At 69.4% G+C, this 14,571-nt stretch carries 17 protein-coding genes; 11 read left to right on the forward strand and 6 right to left on the reverse strand.

What is annotated here, in order from left to right:
* Nucleotides 1–322 precede the first annotated feature (322 nt).
* Together DVK07_RS11810 and DVK07_RS11815 are read left to right on the forward strand one after the other, a co-directional pair.
* Nucleotides 323–667 (forward strand): glutaredoxin, encoded by a 345-nt coding sequence (locus DVK07_RS11810; protein WP_121597253.1) that lies wholly within the window; start codon nucleotides 323–325, stop codon nucleotides 665–667.
* Nucleotides 668–846: 179 nt separating this feature from the next.
* Entirely contained in the window at nucleotides 847–1,416 is a 570-nt protein-coding gene (locus DVK07_RS11815; protein WP_121597254.1) for a hypothetical protein, read from the forward strand.
* Between the two features lie 11 nt (nucleotides 1,417–1,427).
* On the opposite strand, the gene DVK07_RS11820 is transcribed toward DVK07_RS11815, so the two are convergent.
* Nucleotides 1,428–2,702 (reverse strand): RNA-guided endonuclease TnpB family protein, encoded by a 1,275-nt coding sequence (locus DVK07_RS11820; RefSeq protein ID WP_121597255.1) that lies wholly within the window; start codon nucleotides 2,700–2,702, stop codon nucleotides 1,428–1,430.
* Between the two features lie 188 nt (nucleotides 2,703–2,890).
* On the reverse strand, nucleotides 2,891–4,132 hold the full coding sequence (locus DVK07_RS11825) for a PLP-dependent aspartate aminotransferase family protein (RefSeq protein WP_121597256.1): 1,242 nt from the start codon (nucleotides 4,130–4,132) through the stop codon (nucleotides 2,891–2,893).
* 181 nt (nucleotides 4,133–4,313) lie between these two features.
* Between DVK07_RS11825 and DVK07_RS11830 the strand changes: the two genes are divergently transcribed.
* Nucleotides 4,314–5,030, forward strand: coding sequence for a diphthine--ammonia ligase (locus DVK07_RS11830; protein ID WP_121597257.1), 717 nt, complete (start codon nucleotides 4,314–4,316; stop codon nucleotides 5,028–5,030).
* 35 nt (nucleotides 5,031–5,065) lie between these two features.
* Here DVK07_RS11830 and DVK07_RS11835 read toward each other — a convergent pair whose 3' ends face one another.
* The 3 genes from DVK07_RS11835 to DVK07_RS11850 all read right to left on the reverse strand — a co-directional run bounded on the left by DVK07_RS11835 (nucleotide 5,066) and on the right by DVK07_RS11850 (nucleotide 9,076).
* Complete coding sequence (locus tag DVK07_RS11835; RefSeq protein ID WP_121597258.1) at nucleotides 5,066–6,319, reverse strand: Glu/Leu/Phe/Val dehydrogenase; 1,254 nt, start codon at nucleotides 6,317–6,319, stop codon at nucleotides 5,066–5,068.
* A gap of 203 nt (nucleotides 6,320–6,522) precedes the next feature.
* Nucleotides 6,523–7,410 (reverse strand): CoA ester lyase, encoded by an 888-nt coding sequence (locus DVK07_RS11845; protein ID WP_121597259.1) that lies wholly within the window; start codon nucleotides 7,408–7,410, stop codon nucleotides 6,523–6,525.
* A gap of 700 nt (nucleotides 7,411–8,110) precedes the next feature.
* Entirely contained in the window at nucleotides 8,111–9,076 is a 966-nt protein-coding gene (locus DVK07_RS11850; protein WP_121597260.1) for a permease, read from the reverse strand.
* Nucleotides 9,077–9,222: 146 nt separating this feature from the next.
* Here DVK07_RS11850 and DVK07_RS23320 point away from each other — a divergent pair, with 146 nt between their 5' ends.
* Genes DVK07_RS23320 through DVK07_RS11870 form a run of 5 tightly spaced genes read left to right on the forward strand, consistent with a single transcriptional unit; the run spans nucleotide 9,223 to nucleotide 12,200 of the window.
* Complete coding sequence (locus DVK07_RS23320; protein WP_008445351.1) at nucleotides 9,223–9,399, forward strand: hypothetical protein; 177 nt, start codon at nucleotides 9,223–9,225, stop codon at nucleotides 9,397–9,399.
* A gap of 39 nt (nucleotides 9,400–9,438) precedes the next feature.
* Nucleotides 9,439–10,185 (forward strand): hypothetical protein, encoded by a 747-nt coding sequence (locus DVK07_RS11855; RefSeq protein ID WP_121597261.1) that lies wholly within the window; start codon nucleotides 9,439–9,441, stop codon nucleotides 10,183–10,185.
* An 18-nt stretch (nucleotides 10,186–10,203) separates the two neighbouring features.
* Complete coding sequence (locus tag DVK07_RS11860) at nucleotides 10,204–10,530, forward strand: hypothetical protein (protein ID WP_121597262.1); 327 nt, start codon at nucleotides 10,204–10,206, stop codon at nucleotides 10,528–10,530.
* Between the two features lie 24 nt (nucleotides 10,531–10,554).
* Nucleotides 10,555–11,076 carry a nucleoside deaminase gene (locus DVK07_RS11865; RefSeq protein WP_121597263.1) on the forward strand — a complete coding sequence of 174 codons (522 nt, stop codon included), beginning with the start codon at nucleotides 10,555–10,557 and terminating at the stop codon, nucleotides 11,074–11,076.
* Nucleotides 11,073–12,200 (forward strand): carbohydrate kinase family protein, encoded by a 1,128-nt coding sequence (locus tag DVK07_RS11870; protein WP_121597264.1) that lies wholly within the window; start codon nucleotides 11,073–11,075, stop codon nucleotides 12,198–12,200. Before DVK07_RS11865 ends, DVK07_RS11870 begins: the two co-directional genes overlap by 4 nt.
* An 18-nt stretch (nucleotides 12,201–12,218) precedes the next feature.
* On the opposite strand, the gene DVK07_RS11875 is transcribed toward DVK07_RS11870, so the two are convergent.
* Complete coding sequence (locus DVK07_RS11875; protein ID WP_121597265.1) at nucleotides 12,219–13,046, reverse strand: BtpA/SgcQ family protein; 828 nt, start codon at nucleotides 13,044–13,046, stop codon at nucleotides 12,219–12,221.
* 76 nt (nucleotides 13,047–13,122) lie between these two features.
* Between DVK07_RS11875 and DVK07_RS11880 the strand changes: the two genes are divergently transcribed.
* The 3 genes from DVK07_RS11880 to DVK07_RS11890 all read left to right on the forward strand — a co-directional run bounded on the left by DVK07_RS11880 (nucleotide 13,123) and on the right by DVK07_RS11890 (nucleotide 14,561).
* Nucleotides 13,123–13,587: a hypothetical protein gene (locus tag DVK07_RS11880; protein WP_121597266.1), complete on the forward strand. Its 465-nt coding sequence runs from the start codon at nucleotides 13,123–13,125 to the stop codon at nucleotides 13,585–13,587.
* Between the two features lie 77 nt (nucleotides 13,588–13,664).
* The gene (locus tag DVK07_RS11885; protein WP_121597267.1) at nucleotides 13,665–14,012 is read left to right on the forward strand and encodes a 4a-hydroxytetrahydrobiopterin dehydratase; all 348 of its coding nucleotides are present in this window, start codon (nucleotides 13,665–13,667) and stop codon (nucleotides 14,010–14,012) included.
* 66 nt (nucleotides 14,013–14,078) lie between these two features.
* The gene (locus DVK07_RS11890; RefSeq protein WP_121597268.1) at nucleotides 14,079–14,561 is read left to right on the forward strand and encodes a hypothetical protein; all 483 of its coding nucleotides are present in this window, start codon (nucleotides 14,079–14,081) and stop codon (nucleotides 14,559–14,561) included.
* The last annotated feature ends 10 nt before the right edge of the window (nucleotides 14,562–14,571 follow it).

Raw genomic sequence — 14,571 nt, forward strand, 5'->3', positions numbered from 1 at the left:
CCCAACGCGGAGTTCGATCTCGCTCCACAAACGACAAGTCGATCCACGCTATACGTTCGCTGAGGCGGTCGAATTCTGGCATAGACACTCAGAAATCGACCGCCTCATCCTCTAACTTTACGCGACCCGTCGATCCGGGATCGGTTATTTATAAACGAGCGGGTGGAGGTTCCATGGCGCCTAATTCGTATTAAAACGGCCTTGGCGACCGAAGTGCTCCCACACCGTCGGTGGTTTATAAATAATCAGGCGCCCGCTCACCTCACGATCACCGCTCGTCCCGTGCGGAACCCATTTGCCTCGCCGTCGCGTACACGTCCGCATGACGTTCAGCCCCGAAACGGACGCCGACCCCGAGGAGATCGAAGCGCGCGTCGAGAACACCATCGCCGACAACGACGTGGTGCTGTTCATGAAGGGGAACCGCCTGATGCCGCAGTGCGGCTACTCGAAGCGCGCCGTCGAGCTCATCTCGCAACACGTCGAGGAGTTCGAGACGGTCGACGTGCTGCCCGCGCTCCCGCAGTACCGCGAGGCGCTCGAATCGCACAGCGACTGGGAGACGATCCCGCAGACGTTCGTCGACGGGGAGTTCGTCGGCGGCAGCGACGTCCTGGCCGAACTCGACGAGCGCGGCGAGCTCGCCGCCGAACTGGGCGCGGAGTGAGGCCCGGCTCCGGTGCCGGATCCCCGCCTCGAAGCGTGAGACGCCGGGCGAGCGCGTCGCGCCGATCTTCACACCTCGAAGGGCAGTCCATATAAACCTACGGTGCCTACGTGGGGTAGGTGCAGCCGTTGCCGCTGCCGCCGTGACCACCGGTTCGACCCCACCGCATTCCACAAACAATGACAGGCCGCGTGTTCCGACTTCATTCGACGCTCGAACTGCCCCTCGAAGACGTAGAGACGTACTTCGACGAAGATCCCGACCTGCCGCAGGAGATCGACGACATCGACATCACGCGTCGAAACAACACACTCATCATCAAGGCCCTGTCCGACGACGAGTCGATCAGCAAGTACACGCCCACGGCGCAGCTGAAGGCGTCGGTCACGGAGACCCGAGTCTGGGAGGAGGAGCCGCCCCGCGCCGGCGGCCCGCAGTGGATGGACGACGAGGAGGAGGAGATCCCCTCAGAGCTCGTCGAGTTCGCCTGCTTCAAGGGCGACCGCGAGACCGTCCTCCAGAACTCCGCGCTCCAGTACCCCATGTTCCTCGTGTTACGGCAGATCGCGCTGCTCTCCGAGAAGGGGACGCTGACCGCGATCACCGAGGAGGACGACGAGCTGGAGGCGACGCGGATCGTCGAGGGCGAGCCGCGCCCCGCCAGCATCGAGGTCGTCGAGAGCCCGCAGGGCGCCGGCGAGGGCGACGGCGGCGTCAACTGGCGCGACAACGAGTTCATCTCGGAGTAAACTACCCTACCCTACTCGCTCACGGCGCTGCCGTTCGCTTCGTTGAGGGTAGGGCTTTCGCGTGGACTCCCGTTCTGGCCATCGCTGGCAGGCTCGTAATCGCCGTTCACGTTCAACGTCCCGCGATTCAAGCGCACGTTTACGGGTGCGCCTCCACCCGACGACGTTTGCGCCGAGCGGAGATGCTTCAGACCGATATTCTTCGCTGCGTTGTAGTCGGCGTTCACTTCGTAACCGCACTTCTGGCAGCAGAACCGCGCTTGTGTCTCGCGGTTTTCTCGGAGTGTCGTCCCGCACTTGGAACACCGCTGGGAGGTGTAGGCGGGACTCACCTGCTCGACGGAGATGCCGACTATCTCGGCTTTGTACTCGACGTACTCGAACACACGTTGGAACGCCCACGCGTGGAACTTCTTGGCGTTCGGCATCCGCTCACGAATGCCGGTCAGGTTCTCGAACGCGATCACGTCACAGTCGTATTCGACGGCTTCCGCGACGAGTTCTTTCGAGACTGTGTGTAAAAAGTGGTCGTACCGACCTGTCTCGGTGCGTCCGACCGATTGGATGGTTTCGTGAGCAGCCCGCGTCCCGCGCTGGTGAAGCGATCCACGCCGCTTTTCGAACTCGCGGTGCCAGTGGTTTAGCTCTGCGCCGTTCCAGAACGTGCCCGTGGAGGTGACGGCGACGTTTTCGATGCCGAGGTCAACGCCGAGGACTGTGCTGTGCCCGTCGTTGCCGTCGTCGGCAGTCTCGAACTCCGCGTCCGCCTTTGTGCGGACGTGAAGGTAGAATTCGCCGTCGCGGTAGTGGAGTTCCGCGCCTGTCTCTTCGTAGTCGTCGTTGAACAGATACTCCGAGTGGGGCGTCTCACGGTTACCGTCTGGCACGACGTACTCGGCGGTGATACGGCCTTCGACGGTCGAGAGCGTCGCGTGGTCTTCGTTAAACGTCGCACACCGCTTGTCGTAGACGAGAGTTGAGGCAGTGAAATGCGGCTTCCCTGCGTAGTCACCTTGTTTCCAGCGGGCGACGACGCTTTGGACGGCGTCGGCGGCCTTGTTACGGGCGTTCTGGACGAGATTCGCTTGAAGTCGCGTCTCGGCTCGCACGTCGTCGTAGGTCTCGCGTTGTAGCTCGGCCTTGCTTGTTGTTTTATACTCGCCTTGCCAGGCTTGGTCGACGACGTAGTTGGCGGCCCACAGGAACTCGGAGATAGTTTCATGGAGGAGGTCGGCGTCGCTGTCGGCCACGTCGAGTTTGACGGGGACCGTGCGACGCACCTCCATCCGTAATTCAGACGTTACGCTAAGTTTTTATGATAATACTGTTTTTGGAGGAGAGGTAGCCACGTGTAGAACGTGGTAATGACGGTATCATGTCGGTTTCCTCCCCGACCTACTCGCTCCCTTCGGTCGCTCCTTGAGGTCGGGGGCTCCAGCTTGAATTACGCTGAAGCAGCGCGCTCGCCGCGGCGTCAGCGGTCGGCCGACGGCGTCGTCGTGCGACGGTTCATCGCGTCGAACCCGCCTTTTAAATCCGCGATCAGGTCGTCTACCCCTTCGATGCCGACCGACACGCGGAGCAACGTGTCCGAGATCCCGAGCACTTCCCGCTCCGCGGGCGAGAGCGGTTCGTGAGTCATCGCGGCCGGCAGCTCGATCAGGCTCTCGACGCCGCCGACGGAGACCGCGAGCGTGAACTCCGTCAGCGCCTCGACGAACCGTTTCGCGTCGTCTATCGTCCCGTCGAGTTCGAACGAGAGGATCCCGCCGAAGCCGGACATCTGCTCGCGGGCGAGCTCGTGGTCGGGATGACTCGACAGCCCCGGGTAGTACACGTCGCTCACCTCCGCCCGTCCGTCGAGGAACTCGGCGACGGCCGTCGCGTTCGCCTCGTGTCTCTCCATCCGCGCGGCGAGCGTCTTGGTGCCTCGTAACACGAGGTAGCTGTCGAAGGGGCCGCTCACGGCGCCCACGCCGACTCGCTGGAGGAACCGGATCTCCTCGGCCAGCGCGTCGTCGTCGGTGACGACCGCGCCGGCGATGGCGTCGGAGTGACCGTTGAGGTATTTCGTCGTGCTGTGCGCGACGACGTCGGCGCCCAGTTCGAGCGGGCGCTGGAAGTACGGGCTCGCGAACGTGTTGTCCACGCCGAACAGCACGTCTCGGTCCGCGACCAGGTCGGCGATACCGGCGATGTCACACAGCGCGAGCTTGGGGTTCGTCGGCGACTCCATCCAGACGATGGCGGTCTCCTCGCGGAGCGCGGCCGCCACGTTCGCCGTGTCCGTCGCGTCGACGTACGTGACGTCGACGCCGAGGCGCGACCGGAACACGTCGTCGAGCATCCGACGGGTGCCGGCGTACAGGTCCTCGAAGGCGACGACGTGGTCGCCGGGGGTCAGCCGAGCGAGCAGCGTCGTGAATATCGCCGCGGTGCCCGAGGCGAACGCGGCCCCGTGAGCGCCGCCTTCGAGCGCGGCGATTCGGGTCTCCAGCGCGTGTCGGGTGGGATTCGACAGCCGGCCGTAGACGAACTCGCCGGCGGCCGGGTCGACGTCATCCAGTCGCATCTCGGTATCGAGGCCCGGCAGGGCGAACGTCGACGAGAGGTGAATCGGCGAGACGACGTCGCCCGCCTCGCTCCCGGTCTCGAACGGCTCTTCGCCCTCGGAGACGGCGAGCGTCTCGAACGTCGACTTCGATCGGTCTTCCATACGCGAACTCCGACGCACCGTCGCTAATAGTTTATCATTTTTCATTAATGATGCTGGATTTCCGGATAACTCGCGGGGATATTACTGTTGTATCGACAGATCGACGCGTCCGGGAGCCGACAGTCGACGGTCGTCAACCGGGACCGTCGACGATTTACGTAAGCCGGGCGTTCCCTCGCCAATGACCGACGACTGGGTGAGCCTCTTTTCGGGCGGCAAGGACTCCTCGTGGGCGCTGTACCGCGCCTTAGAGGAGGGCCTCGACGTCTCGCGGCTGCTGACCGTCCACCCCGCCGGCGACTCGTACATGTACCACACGCCGGCGACGGAGCTCGCCTCGCTCGCGGCCGAGAGCGTCGGGATCGACCTCGTCGAGGTGTCGCCCGACGACTTCGGCGCAGACGACGTCGACGACGCCGGCGCGCAGGGCGACGCCGAACTGGAGCCGATGGAGGCGGCCCTCCGCGAGGTCGCCGCCGCGGACGACGTCGACCTCGCGGGCGTCACGGCCGGCGCCGTCGAGAGCGAGTTCCAGACGAACCGGATTCGGGCGATGTGCGACCGGCTCGGGATCGACCTGTTCGCGCCGCTGTGGCAGCGGGACCCGGTCGAGCTCGCGGAGGCCATGTTCGACGCCGGCTTCGAGATCCGGATCGTTCAGGTGGCGGCGTACGGGCTCGACGAGTCGTGGCTCGGGCGGCGGTTCGACGCCGACGCGCTCGACGAGCTGCTCGCGCTCCGCGAGGAGTACGGCGTCCACCCGCTCGGCGAGGGCGGCGAGTTCGAGACGTACGTCGTCGACGGGCCGCACATGGACCGCCGCATCGACCTCACGTACGACGCGGTGTGGGAGGGCGACCGGGGGCACGTCGAGATCCGGGACGCGCACCTAGAGTGAGTCGAAGCGGTTCCTGAAGCGGTCGAATCTGCCCGCTACGGCCAGCTACCGGCCTGGTCGTACGCGTCCACGATCCGGCCGATGCCGACGACGTACGCCGCGGTGCGGAGGTTGTGGACCTCGTTCGACTCGTAGGTGTCGACGAGCGTGTCGAACGCGTCCGTGATCACGCGTTCCAGCTCCTCGTTGACGCGCTCCTCGGTCCAGCTGAACCGCTGTCGGTTCTGGACCCACTCGAAGTAGGAGACGGTGACGCCGCCCGCGTTCGCGAGGATGTCGGGGACGACGTGGACGTCGCGCTCGGCGAGCACGTCGTCGGCGCCGGGCGTGAGCGGCCCGTTGGCCGCCTCGACGACCAGCTTCGCGTCGACGTCCGCCGCGAGGTCCTCGTCGACCGCGTTCTCCAGCGCGGCCGGGACGAGGCAGTCGACGTCGAGCGTGAGCAGCTCGTCGTTCGTGAGCGCGTCGGCGTCGGCGTAGCCCGTCACCGAGCCGGTCTCGGCCTTGTGCGCCTTCACGTCGCGGGGGTCGAGCCCGTCGGGGTCGTGGATTCCGCCGGAAGAGTCGGACACCGCGACCACGCTCGCGCCGAGGTCGTCGAGCAGCGCCGCTCCGATCGACCCGGCGTTACCGTACCCCTGGACCGCGACCGTCGCGCCCGCGAGGTCGCGGTCGAGCCAGTCGAACGCCTCGCGGGCCGACAGCGCCACGGAGCGGCCGGTCGCCTCGACGCGTCCCTCGCTGCCCCCCGAGTCGAGCGCCTTCCCCGTGATCACGCCCGGCGCGGTGGTGTTCTCTAAGGTCTCGTAGGTGTCTTTGATCCAGTTCATCTCCCGCTGGCCGGTGTTGACGTCCGGCGCGGGGATGTCGCGGTCCTCGCCGATCAGCGGGCGCAGTTCCGTCGCGAACGCGCGCGTCATCCGCTCTAACTCGGTCTCCGAGTAGTCGGCCGGGTCGATCGCGATTCCCCCCTTCCCGCCGCCGTAGGGCACGTCGACGACGGCGCACTTGTACGCCATCCAGCCGGAAAGCGCCTTCACCTCGTCGCGGGTGACGCCCGGATGATAGCGGATCCCCCCCTTGTAGGGGCCGCGGTCGCCGTTGAACTGCGAGCGGTACGCGCGGACGGTCTCCAGGGAGCCGTCGTCGCGCTCGAACGTCAGGTTCGTCTCTAACACCCGTTCCGGGTTCTGTAGGCGCTCGATGACGCCCGGATCGGCGTCGACGACCGCCGCGGCGTCGTCCACCTGCTCTCGCAGACTCTCGAACGGGTTCGCCTCAGAAGACATACCATCACGTGCCGGCGGCCAGAGGTTAACTGTGACGACCGGTACGGAAATTGTGTGTGTCGACACCGCACACAGCCACTCCGGAAAGTCGGACGGGCGACTCGAAGGCAGCGCGGACGGGCGACTCGAAGGCAGCGCGGACGGGCGACTCGAAGGCAGCGCGGACGGGCGACTCGAAGGCAGCGCGGACGGGCGACCCGGCCTCAGCGGTCGCCGTCGGGCGCCCGGTCGAGGATCCGCTCCGCCTGCGCGATCAGCGGCGCGTCGATCATCTCCCCGTCGACTCGGAAGACGGCTCGGCCCTCCCGCTCCGCCTCGTCGCGCGCGTCGAGGACGGCCTCGGCCCACTCGACGTCCGCCGGATCCGGCGTGAACGCCTCGGTGATCGGCGCCACCTGCGCCGGGTGGATCGCGAGCTTCCCGTCGTAGCCGAGCCGCCGCGCGAACGCCGCGTCCTCGCGGAGCCCCGCCTCGTCGGAGAAGTCCGTGTACACCGTGTCGATCGCGTCGACGTCGGCCGCGCTCGCGGCGATGACGACGTGTTCGCGGGCGTACAGCACCTCCGTCCCCTCGTCGGTCCGGGTCGCGCCCACGTCGGCGGCGAGGTCCTCGGCGCCGAACACGAGCGCGTCGGTCGCGTCCGCGGCCGCGATCGACTGCGCGGAGAGCACTCCCGCCGCGGTCTCGACGAGCGCGAAGACCGCGAGGTCGCGTCCCCGCTCGGCGCACAGGTCGGCGACGCGCTCGACCCGGTCCGCGGCCTCCACCTTCGGCAGCATCACCGCGTCGAGGCGGACGTCGTCGGTCCCGCCGCCGGGTCCGTCACCGGTCCCGTCCTCGCTACCTCCCCGCAGTACGCCGTCGAGGTCGGCCGCGGGCGCCTCGGCGGTCAGCCGCACGCAGACCTCCGCGTCCGGGTCGAACGAGGGGTCCGCGAGGACCTCGCGGACCGCGGCCCTCGCCTCGTCCTTCCGGCCGGGGGCGACGGCGTCTTCGAGGTCGAAGCAGATCACGTCGGCGCCGGCGCCGGGCGCCTTCCGCATGAGATCGGGGCTGTCGCCGGGCGAGAACAGCAGACTTCGTCTGGCCATGTCGAGGCCTCCCCGCCGTCGGATATAAATCGTGGTCGTCCGGGGTGGATCGTTTATAAATAAACGAGGTGATGCGGTGGCGCGTGCCTGCGAGCGGCCGCCCTCGGCGGCCGCGAGACAGCACGCGCGAGGGAGTCGGTCGGCGTTTTAAACGCCGACCGACGAGGCTGGGGAGGCGTGAGGTGCGGTCCCGCGAGCGACCGGAGGGAGCGAGCAGGAGCACGGAAGTCGCAGCCCGCGCAGCGAGCGAAGCGAGCGAGCAGGACCGTCTTCCGGCGGTTGCGGTGCCGTACGGGGCGGGACTCAAAGGGGCAGTCGCGAGGAGCGCGGAGGCGTTCACGAGAGCGGAGCTCTCGTGAGCCAATCAGAACGCGAAGCGTTCTGATGACGACGTAAGGACCGCAGGGAGCGAGCGGAGCGAGTGACCGAGGACCGCAGCGAGCCTCCGCGCTCCTCGCGACTGGGGCTTTGGAGGTGTTCGTCGCCGATCTACTGTCGGTTATTTATAAACGACCCTCTGGGAGTTTGGCGGTGTCCACCGCCGATCTATAGTTGGTTATTTATAAGTGAGCGGCTGGGGCTTTGGCGGAGTCCACCGCCGATCCGCTATCGGCCATTTATAAATGACCTCGTAGGAGTTCACCGATGTTCTCCGCCGAGCCATCGACTTATAAATAACACCGAACGCGATTCGTCCGATTCAGCCCAACAGTCCCTTGATCCTGTCGACGACCGAACCGTCCTCCTCGGCCTCCGCCTCGGCCTCCTTCCGCTGCTGTTCGCGCAGCTCGCGGAGCTTCGCGGCCTGGTCGTCGGTCCCCTCGCCGCTGTCGGTCTTCACGTCCCCGCCCTGGAGCCCCTTCAACTCGGAGACCGCGTCGTTGACCGTGCCGGAGGTCGTCCGGGTCTCGGTCGCCGACCCCGCGAGCTTCTCGGCGTCGACGTCGGCCTCGTCGACCGCGCTCGTGTTCAGCTCCAGCCGGCGCGTTTCGGAGCGCTCGACGCCGCCCCACGTCAGCTCCGCGTCCTCCAGCTCGCGCTCGATGTCCGCGCGAACCGACTCCTCGGTGACCGCCTCGCCGCCGGATCCGGTCGCTTCCGACCCCGACCCGCCACTCGCGTCCGCGACGCCGCCTCCGGTGCCCGCACCGCCCGCACCGCCCGCCGCGCTACCCACGGCTTCGCCGCCCGCGACGCGCTCGACGCGGTGTGCGACCAGGGCGCCGCCAGTGGCGCCGATGACCGCCACCAGTCCGAGCGCGTAGACGGCGACGATCTGCGCGCTGTAGTCCGTGTTGACGACGACGTTCCAGTTGTGCGGGTACGCCCAGGTGAACGCGCCCGTGGCGGCGAGCGTGACCGCGATCCCGGCGCCCGCGAGGTACAGCATCCGGCGGTCGACCGGCAGGAGAACGACGATACCGAACAGCAGCGCGGGGAGCCCCACGGCGCCCGCGACCGCGGCGACCTCGCGGACCGCGAACGTCGAGGCCGCGGTCGGGTCGAGCGTCGCGCTGTAGAGGAACACGACGACCCCGATCACCCCGAGCGCGATGCCGGCGGAGAATAGTCCGAAGCCGGCGTACACGTCGATCGTTCGGTCCGGGTCGCCGACGTAGCGACGGTAGTACTCGATGAGGACGTTCTCGGCGTCCGCTTCGCTCATATCCGAACGTTTCCGCCGAGTGTAATGACTGTTACCCCCGGCGGCGCACCGTCCGCCCGCCGCTCCGATCGCGTTCCCGTCCGTCGACGCACCCACCCGACCCGTGCGTTTTTCACCGCGGGCGACGAGGTTCCACGCGAGAATCCGTGTCGCACGAGTGCCCCCGCTGCGGCGCCGCCCTGTCGTCGCTCTCGCTGGGCGCCGCCACCGCCGTCGCCTGCGACGACTGCGGCTACGCCGACGTGGAGGCCGACCACTCCGGCGAGCCGGAGTTCGCCGAGAGCTGGGCGGACGCGCTCGCGCGCTTCGAGGAGAACCAGTAGCCGCCCGAGCCACAGAACCAGTAGCCCCGGACCCACACCATGCCCACGCTCGACGTCACCGACGACCACGCCGACCGGATCGAAGCGCTCCGCGAGGAGCTGAAAGCGGCCCACGCCGGCCCGTACGCCTCCGTCGACCGCGAGGACGCGCTCGCGTACCTGCTCGACCTCGCGGACGCCGTCGACGACCCTGAACGCGTCGCGGCGCCGACGGGCGACGAGAGCGGCGCCGAAACCGGCGACGAGCCGACCGACGCCGTTGGCGAAGCGGCGGCGGCCGACGCGGTCCCGTTCGACCGCGACCGCGCCCGCGAACTCCTCTCGGCGCGGAACCGACGGGACAGCGACCCCGATCCGGACGATCCGATGGACCTGTCCGACATCGCCGCCGCCTTCGACGTCACCGGGCGCAGCGGGATGACGAAGGACGACCTCGTCGACGCGATCCTCGACGCCGCCGAGGCGCTCGCCGCCGACCCCTTCGCGCGCGTCGACGTCGACCTCGACGCGGCCGAGGCCGCGGATGAGCCAGTCGAGGACGACGACGAAAACGACTCGGTCGAGGACGAAGCAAGCGAAGATGACGCCGGTGGAGACAGTACCGGAAGCGACGACGACGGCGGCGCCGGCCAGCTGGACGCGATGATGAGCCTCCTCGACACCCACGCCGACAAGTGGCGAGAGGGGGACGGCGACGCGCGGTACGAGGTCGACCTCCCCGACGGGAGCGTCGAGACGGCGCGGACGAAAGACGACGTGCGCGCGCTGCTGTTCAGAAACTACTGACGACGACCACACAGACCCATGGGATTCATCGACGCGGTCCGCGCGTGGCTCTTCGGCGCGGGCGACGACGCGGCGGACGCGGGCGAATCGGACGACGGGACGGGACCGAGCGACGCCGACGAGGCCGACGAAACCGCGACCAACGATGACCAACCCGACGGGCTCGACCCCGCGGCCGCCACCGAGACGCGGACCGCGAGCGCCACCGACGACGCGGTCGACGCGCTCCGCGACGTGCGGGAGTCGCAGGGTGTGGGGAATCCGACCGACTCGAACGGAGGGGACTCGAGGCCGCCGGACGACGACCGTCCGAAGTCGGCCGACGACGGCGGCACCAACCGTTAGGTACCCGGAGGCGAACAGGGGGGTATGACAGACGCGGACGCGCCCGGCGACGCCGGCGAGTTTCGGGGCCTCGACGACCTCCCCGACGACCCGACCGACCGCGAGTACGTGGAGCGAGCGATCGGGCTCTCGGAGGCGGCCGTCGAGGCAGGCAACACTCCGTTCGGCGCGCTGCTCGTCGTCGACGGCGAGGTCGTCGGCGAGGCGCGCAACGAGACGCGGACCGAGGGCGACGTGGCGGCGCACCCCGAGCTGACACTCGCGCGGTGGGCCGCGCGCGAGCTCGACGCCGACGAGCTGACGGCGTGTACGATGTACGCGAGCACCGAGCCGTGCCCGATGTGCGCGACCGCGATCCACTACGCGGGGATCGGGCGGGTCGTCTTCGGCGTCGACGGCGAGACGCTCGGCGAGCTCTCCGGCGACGTGGTGCCGATCCCCCTCGAAGAGGTGATCCGGCGCGCGGACGGCGACACGACCGTCGAGGGACCGATCGCGGTCGAGGCCGCGATGGCGGTCCACGACTCCTTCTTCGGCGAGTCGTGACGCCGGAGTCGGACGCCGGCGACGCCGCGGAGGGGGGTTCGCCGGCGATTCTCTCGATCGGCGCCGCCGCCATCGACGAGTGGTACGCGGTCAGCAACCTCCCCGAGCCGGACGGGGGCGCGTTCGCCAGCGAGGTCACGTCCGCGTTCGGCGGCGTCGGCGCCAACGTCGCGGTCGCGCTCGACCGACTCGGCCGCGACGCGGGCCTGGTCAGCCGCGTCGGCGACGACGAGTACGGGCGGCGCGCGCTGACGTACCTCGCCGAAACCGGCGTGGACGGGACCCACGTCGCCGTCGGCGACGACCCCCACACGCGGTCGCTCATCCTCCGCGACCCCGACGGGGAGCGCGCCATCGTCACCGCGGGCGAGAGCTTCCGCGGGCTCCGGCTCGGCGACGACGCGCTCGCGGCGATGGCCGACGCCGACGCCGTCTTCCTCACCGCCTACGCCCCCGACCGCGCGGCGCAGCGGGTGCTCGACCGGGTCGAGTCGCTCCGGGAGGGCGCGACCGACTCGGATGGTACCCCGCCCGCGCTGATCTTCGACCTCTCCGGATCCGTCGAGGAGTTGGTCGGGCGCGGGACGGAACCGGCGACGATCCACCGGTTCCTCCACCGGGCCGATCTGTTCGTCGCGGACGGCGTCGCCGCTCCGGCGTTCTTCGGCTCGGCGGAGGCGGCGGTCGAGCGGATCGCCGACGCACAGCGCCGAGCGGTCGCGTCCGACGCGGGATCCGACCCGGGGACCGGATCGCGGTCGCGACGCGGGCCGACGTGGCCCCGCGCGGTCCTCACGCACGGCGCGGACGGGATGACAGCGGTCGCCGGGGGCGACGTGTCGCAGTTCGACGCGTTCGACGTCGAGACGGTCGACACGACGGGCGCCGGCGACGCGTTCACCGCGGGGTTGATCGACCGGTGGATCGCGGGACGGCCACCGGAGGCGTCCGGGGAGCCGGACGGCGACCACGACGCCGACCGCGACGGCGTCGCCTCCGGCGTCAGGTTCGCGGCCGCAGTCGCCGCGATCAACTGCACGAGCCGGTTCACGCAGCCCGGACTGCCGACGCGGAGCGAGGTCGAATCGTTCCTCGCAGAGCGAAGCGTCACCGAGAGGGAGTAATCCGAGGCCGGAGCCTCGTCACCGCACCGCGTCGGCGGCCGCGACGAGGTCCGCGACGCGGTCGGCGTCGACCGGCGCGGTCGTCTCGCCGCCCTCCTTGAGAGCGGTTCCCACGATCGCGCCGTCCGCGACGCCGAGCAGGTCGGCGACCGTCTCCGGCGTGACGCCGCTGCCGACGAGGACGGGCGTGTCGAGGCCGTGGCGGTCGCGCTCGTCGACGACCGCTTCCAAGGCTTCGGCGTCGACCGCCTCGCCGGTCCCGGACCCGGAGGCGATGACGGCGTCGGCGAGGCCGCGCTCGGCGGTGTCGGCGAACGACTCGGCGGTGTATCCCGCCGGGGTCAGCGGCGCCGAGTGTTTCACGTCGGTGTCGGCGAACACGCCGACGTCGACGCCGAGCCGGTCGCGCAGGCGGAGCGTCTCGTGGGCGCGGCCCTGGACGATCCCCTGATCCGTCACGCGGGCGCCGGTGTGGACGTTCACGCGGACGAAGTCGGCGCCGACCGCGGCGGCGACCGAGAGGGCGGCCTCGGCGTCGTTCCGGAGGACGTTGATCCCGAGCGGGAGGTCGGTCTCGTCGGCGACCGCGGTCGCTGCGCGGGTGACCGCGGCGACGACGTGGGGCGGGACCTCGTCGGGGTAAAAGGGTGCGTCGCCGAAGTTCTCCATCACGATCCCGTCGACGCCGCCGCGGTCGAGCGCCCGCGCGTCGCTCGCGGCCCGCTCGACCGCCGCGCGCATCGCCTCGCGTCCGTCGTCGGGCGCTCGGGGGGCGCCGGGGAGCGGCGGGAGGTGGACCATGCCGAGCAGCGGCGCGGCCGTGCCGAAGGTGGATTCGAACTCCATCGTCGGGGCCGAGGAGGCGCCCGGACAAAAGCCTCCCCACAGCGTTTAGGCCGCGGGTCGCCTCCCGCCGAACGAGATGGGAATCGACGCGACGGACCCCGGCGACGGCGACGTGACGCTCGTGTTCTCGCTCGGCGCCGCGCGCTCGCTCGCCGACCCGGCCGCGGCGTTCGCCGACGCGCGCCGGTGGAGCCGCCACGTCGGTATCGTCGCGAACGAGGCGGAGCAGGTCGCGGCGTTCGCCCGCGACCACGGGGTCAAAAACGACTACGCGCTCACGAACTGGGACAAGTGGGGAACGCTCGCGGACGTCCGCGAGGAGAGCGCCGCCCCGCGGCGCGTGTTCGTCGGCACCACCCGCGCGGACGAGCGCGTCGCGACCGAGACGGGCTACGAGTTCCTGCGGGTCGACGAGGCCGCCGAGAAGGCCGGCTGGGAGCTCTCCGAGCCCGGCGCGACGGGGAGCGACGCGGACGGCGGCGACGGACGACTTGCCCGACTGCGGCGGACGGTCCGCGGCGCGCTCTCGCGGCTCCGATGAGTTCCCGACCCCCGCTCGTCGGGATCGGTGGGGCTCGCCCGCGGAAGGTACAAACCGCTCGTCGCCCAACGTGGGGTATGTCCTCACCGCTCGCGGACGAGCCGGTCGAACCGGCCGGCGACGACGGAGAACCGCTCGACGAAGACGAGTGCGCCGACTACCTCGACGAGCTCGGCGCCGCCTGGGAGGTAATCGACGGCCACCACTTAGAGGCGAGCTACGAGTTCCCCGACTTCGAGACGGCGCTCTCGTTCACCAACGACGTCGGCGAGCTCGCCGAGAAGGAGTGGCATCACCCCGACATCGCGCTGTCGTGGGGCGAGGTCGGGGTCGAGATGTGGAGCCACGAGGTCGGCGGCCTGACGCGCGCCGACTTCGTGATGGCGGCGCGGATGGACCGCCTGTACGCCGACTACGACGAGTGACCGGACGGCCCTCGACCTGAGACATCAACGAACGGCTTTAAACCTCTGCCGGCGAAACGACGGGTAATGAGCGAGAACGTCTTCCTGGTCCCGATCGACCCGGAGAACTTCGACCGAACGGTCCGGTCCGCCGTCGACCTCACCGACTACCCGGACCGGCCCGAGCCCCTCGCGGACCTCGACGAGGCCCGCCTATGGGCCGTCGACGACGACAGCGGCAACGGGTCGACGTTCGACAAGATGGCGGCGGGCGACCTCCTGCTGTTCTACGCGGACGACGAGTACGTCGCGACCGGCCGCGTCGGCGAGACGTTCGCGGACGAGGACCGGTGGGCGAGCGGCACGTTCTGGACCGCGTTCCCGACAACGCGGGTGTACACGGTCACCGACTTCGGCGCCGTCTCAGCCCCCAAGCGCGCCGTCAACCGCATCTTCGACTACTCGTCGTCGTACACGCCCGGCTTCATGCGCGTCGCCGACAGCCGGGTGACCGCCGACCTCTCCTCCATCGAGTCCGCGCTGGAACACTACACGAAGCGGAACGCCTGAGCGCGGGCCG

This window comes from Halorubrum sp. Atlit-26R, from assembly GCF_003666015.1.
In the GTDB taxonomy this organism is placed as follows: Archaea; Halobacteriota; Halobacteria; order Halobacteriales; family Haloferacaceae; genus Halorubrum.

What these genes read in the sequence shown, in the direction of transcription:
- DVK07_RS11810 (WP_121597253.1), top strand. Translation starts at nt 323, where the DNA reads ATGACGTTCAGCCCCGAAACGGACGCCGACCCCGAGGAGATCGAAGCG.
- DVK07_RS11815 (WP_121597254.1), top strand. Translation starts at nt 847, where the DNA reads ATGACAGGCCGCGTGTTCCGACTTCATTCGACGCTCGAACTGCCCCTC.
- DVK07_RS11820 (WP_121597255.1), bottom strand. Translation starts at nt 2,702, where the DNA reads ATGGAGGTGCGTCGCACGGTCCCCGTCAAACTCGACGTGGCCGACAGC.
- DVK07_RS11825 (WP_121597256.1), bottom strand. Translation starts at nt 4,132, where the DNA reads ATGGAAGACCGATCGAAGTCGACGTTCGAGACGCTCGCCGTCTCCGAG.
- DVK07_RS11830 (WP_121597257.1), top strand. Translation starts at nt 4,314, where the DNA reads ATGACCGACGACTGGGTGAGCCTCTTTTCGGGCGGCAAGGACTCCTCG.
- DVK07_RS11835 (WP_121597258.1), bottom strand. Translation starts at nt 6,319, where the DNA reads ATGTCTTCTGAGGCGAACCCGTTCGAGAGTCTGCGAGAGCAGGTGGAC.
- DVK07_RS11845 (WP_121597259.1), bottom strand. Translation starts at nt 7,410, where the DNA reads ATGGCCAGACGAAGTCTGCTGTTCTCGCCCGGCGACAGCCCCGATCTC.
- DVK07_RS11850 (WP_121597260.1), bottom strand. Translation starts at nt 9,076, where the DNA reads ATGAGCGAAGCGGACGCCGAGAACGTCCTCATCGAGTACTACCGTCGC.
- DVK07_RS11855 (WP_121597261.1), top strand. Translation starts at nt 9,439, where the DNA reads ATGCCCACGCTCGACGTCACCGACGACCACGCCGACCGGATCGAAGCG.
- DVK07_RS11860 (WP_121597262.1), top strand. Translation starts at nt 10,204, where the DNA reads ATGGGATTCATCGACGCGGTCCGCGCGTGGCTCTTCGGCGCGGGCGAC.
- DVK07_RS11865 (WP_121597263.1), top strand. Translation starts at nt 10,555, where the DNA reads ATGACAGACGCGGACGCGCCCGGCGACGCCGGCGAGTTTCGGGGCCTC.
- DVK07_RS11875 (WP_121597265.1), bottom strand. Translation starts at nt 13,046, where the DNA reads ATGGAGTTCGAATCCACCTTCGGCACGGCCGCGCCGCTGCTCGGCATG.
- DVK07_RS11880 (WP_121597266.1), top strand. Translation starts at nt 13,123, where the DNA reads ATGGGAATCGACGCGACGGACCCCGGCGACGGCGACGTGACGCTCGTG.
- DVK07_RS11885 (WP_121597267.1), top strand. Translation starts at nt 13,665, where the DNA reads ATGTCCTCACCGCTCGCGGACGAGCCGGTCGAACCGGCCGGCGACGAC.
- DVK07_RS11890 (WP_121597268.1), top strand. Translation starts at nt 14,079, where the DNA reads ATGAGCGAGAACGTCTTCCTGGTCCCGATCGACCCGGAGAACTTCGAC.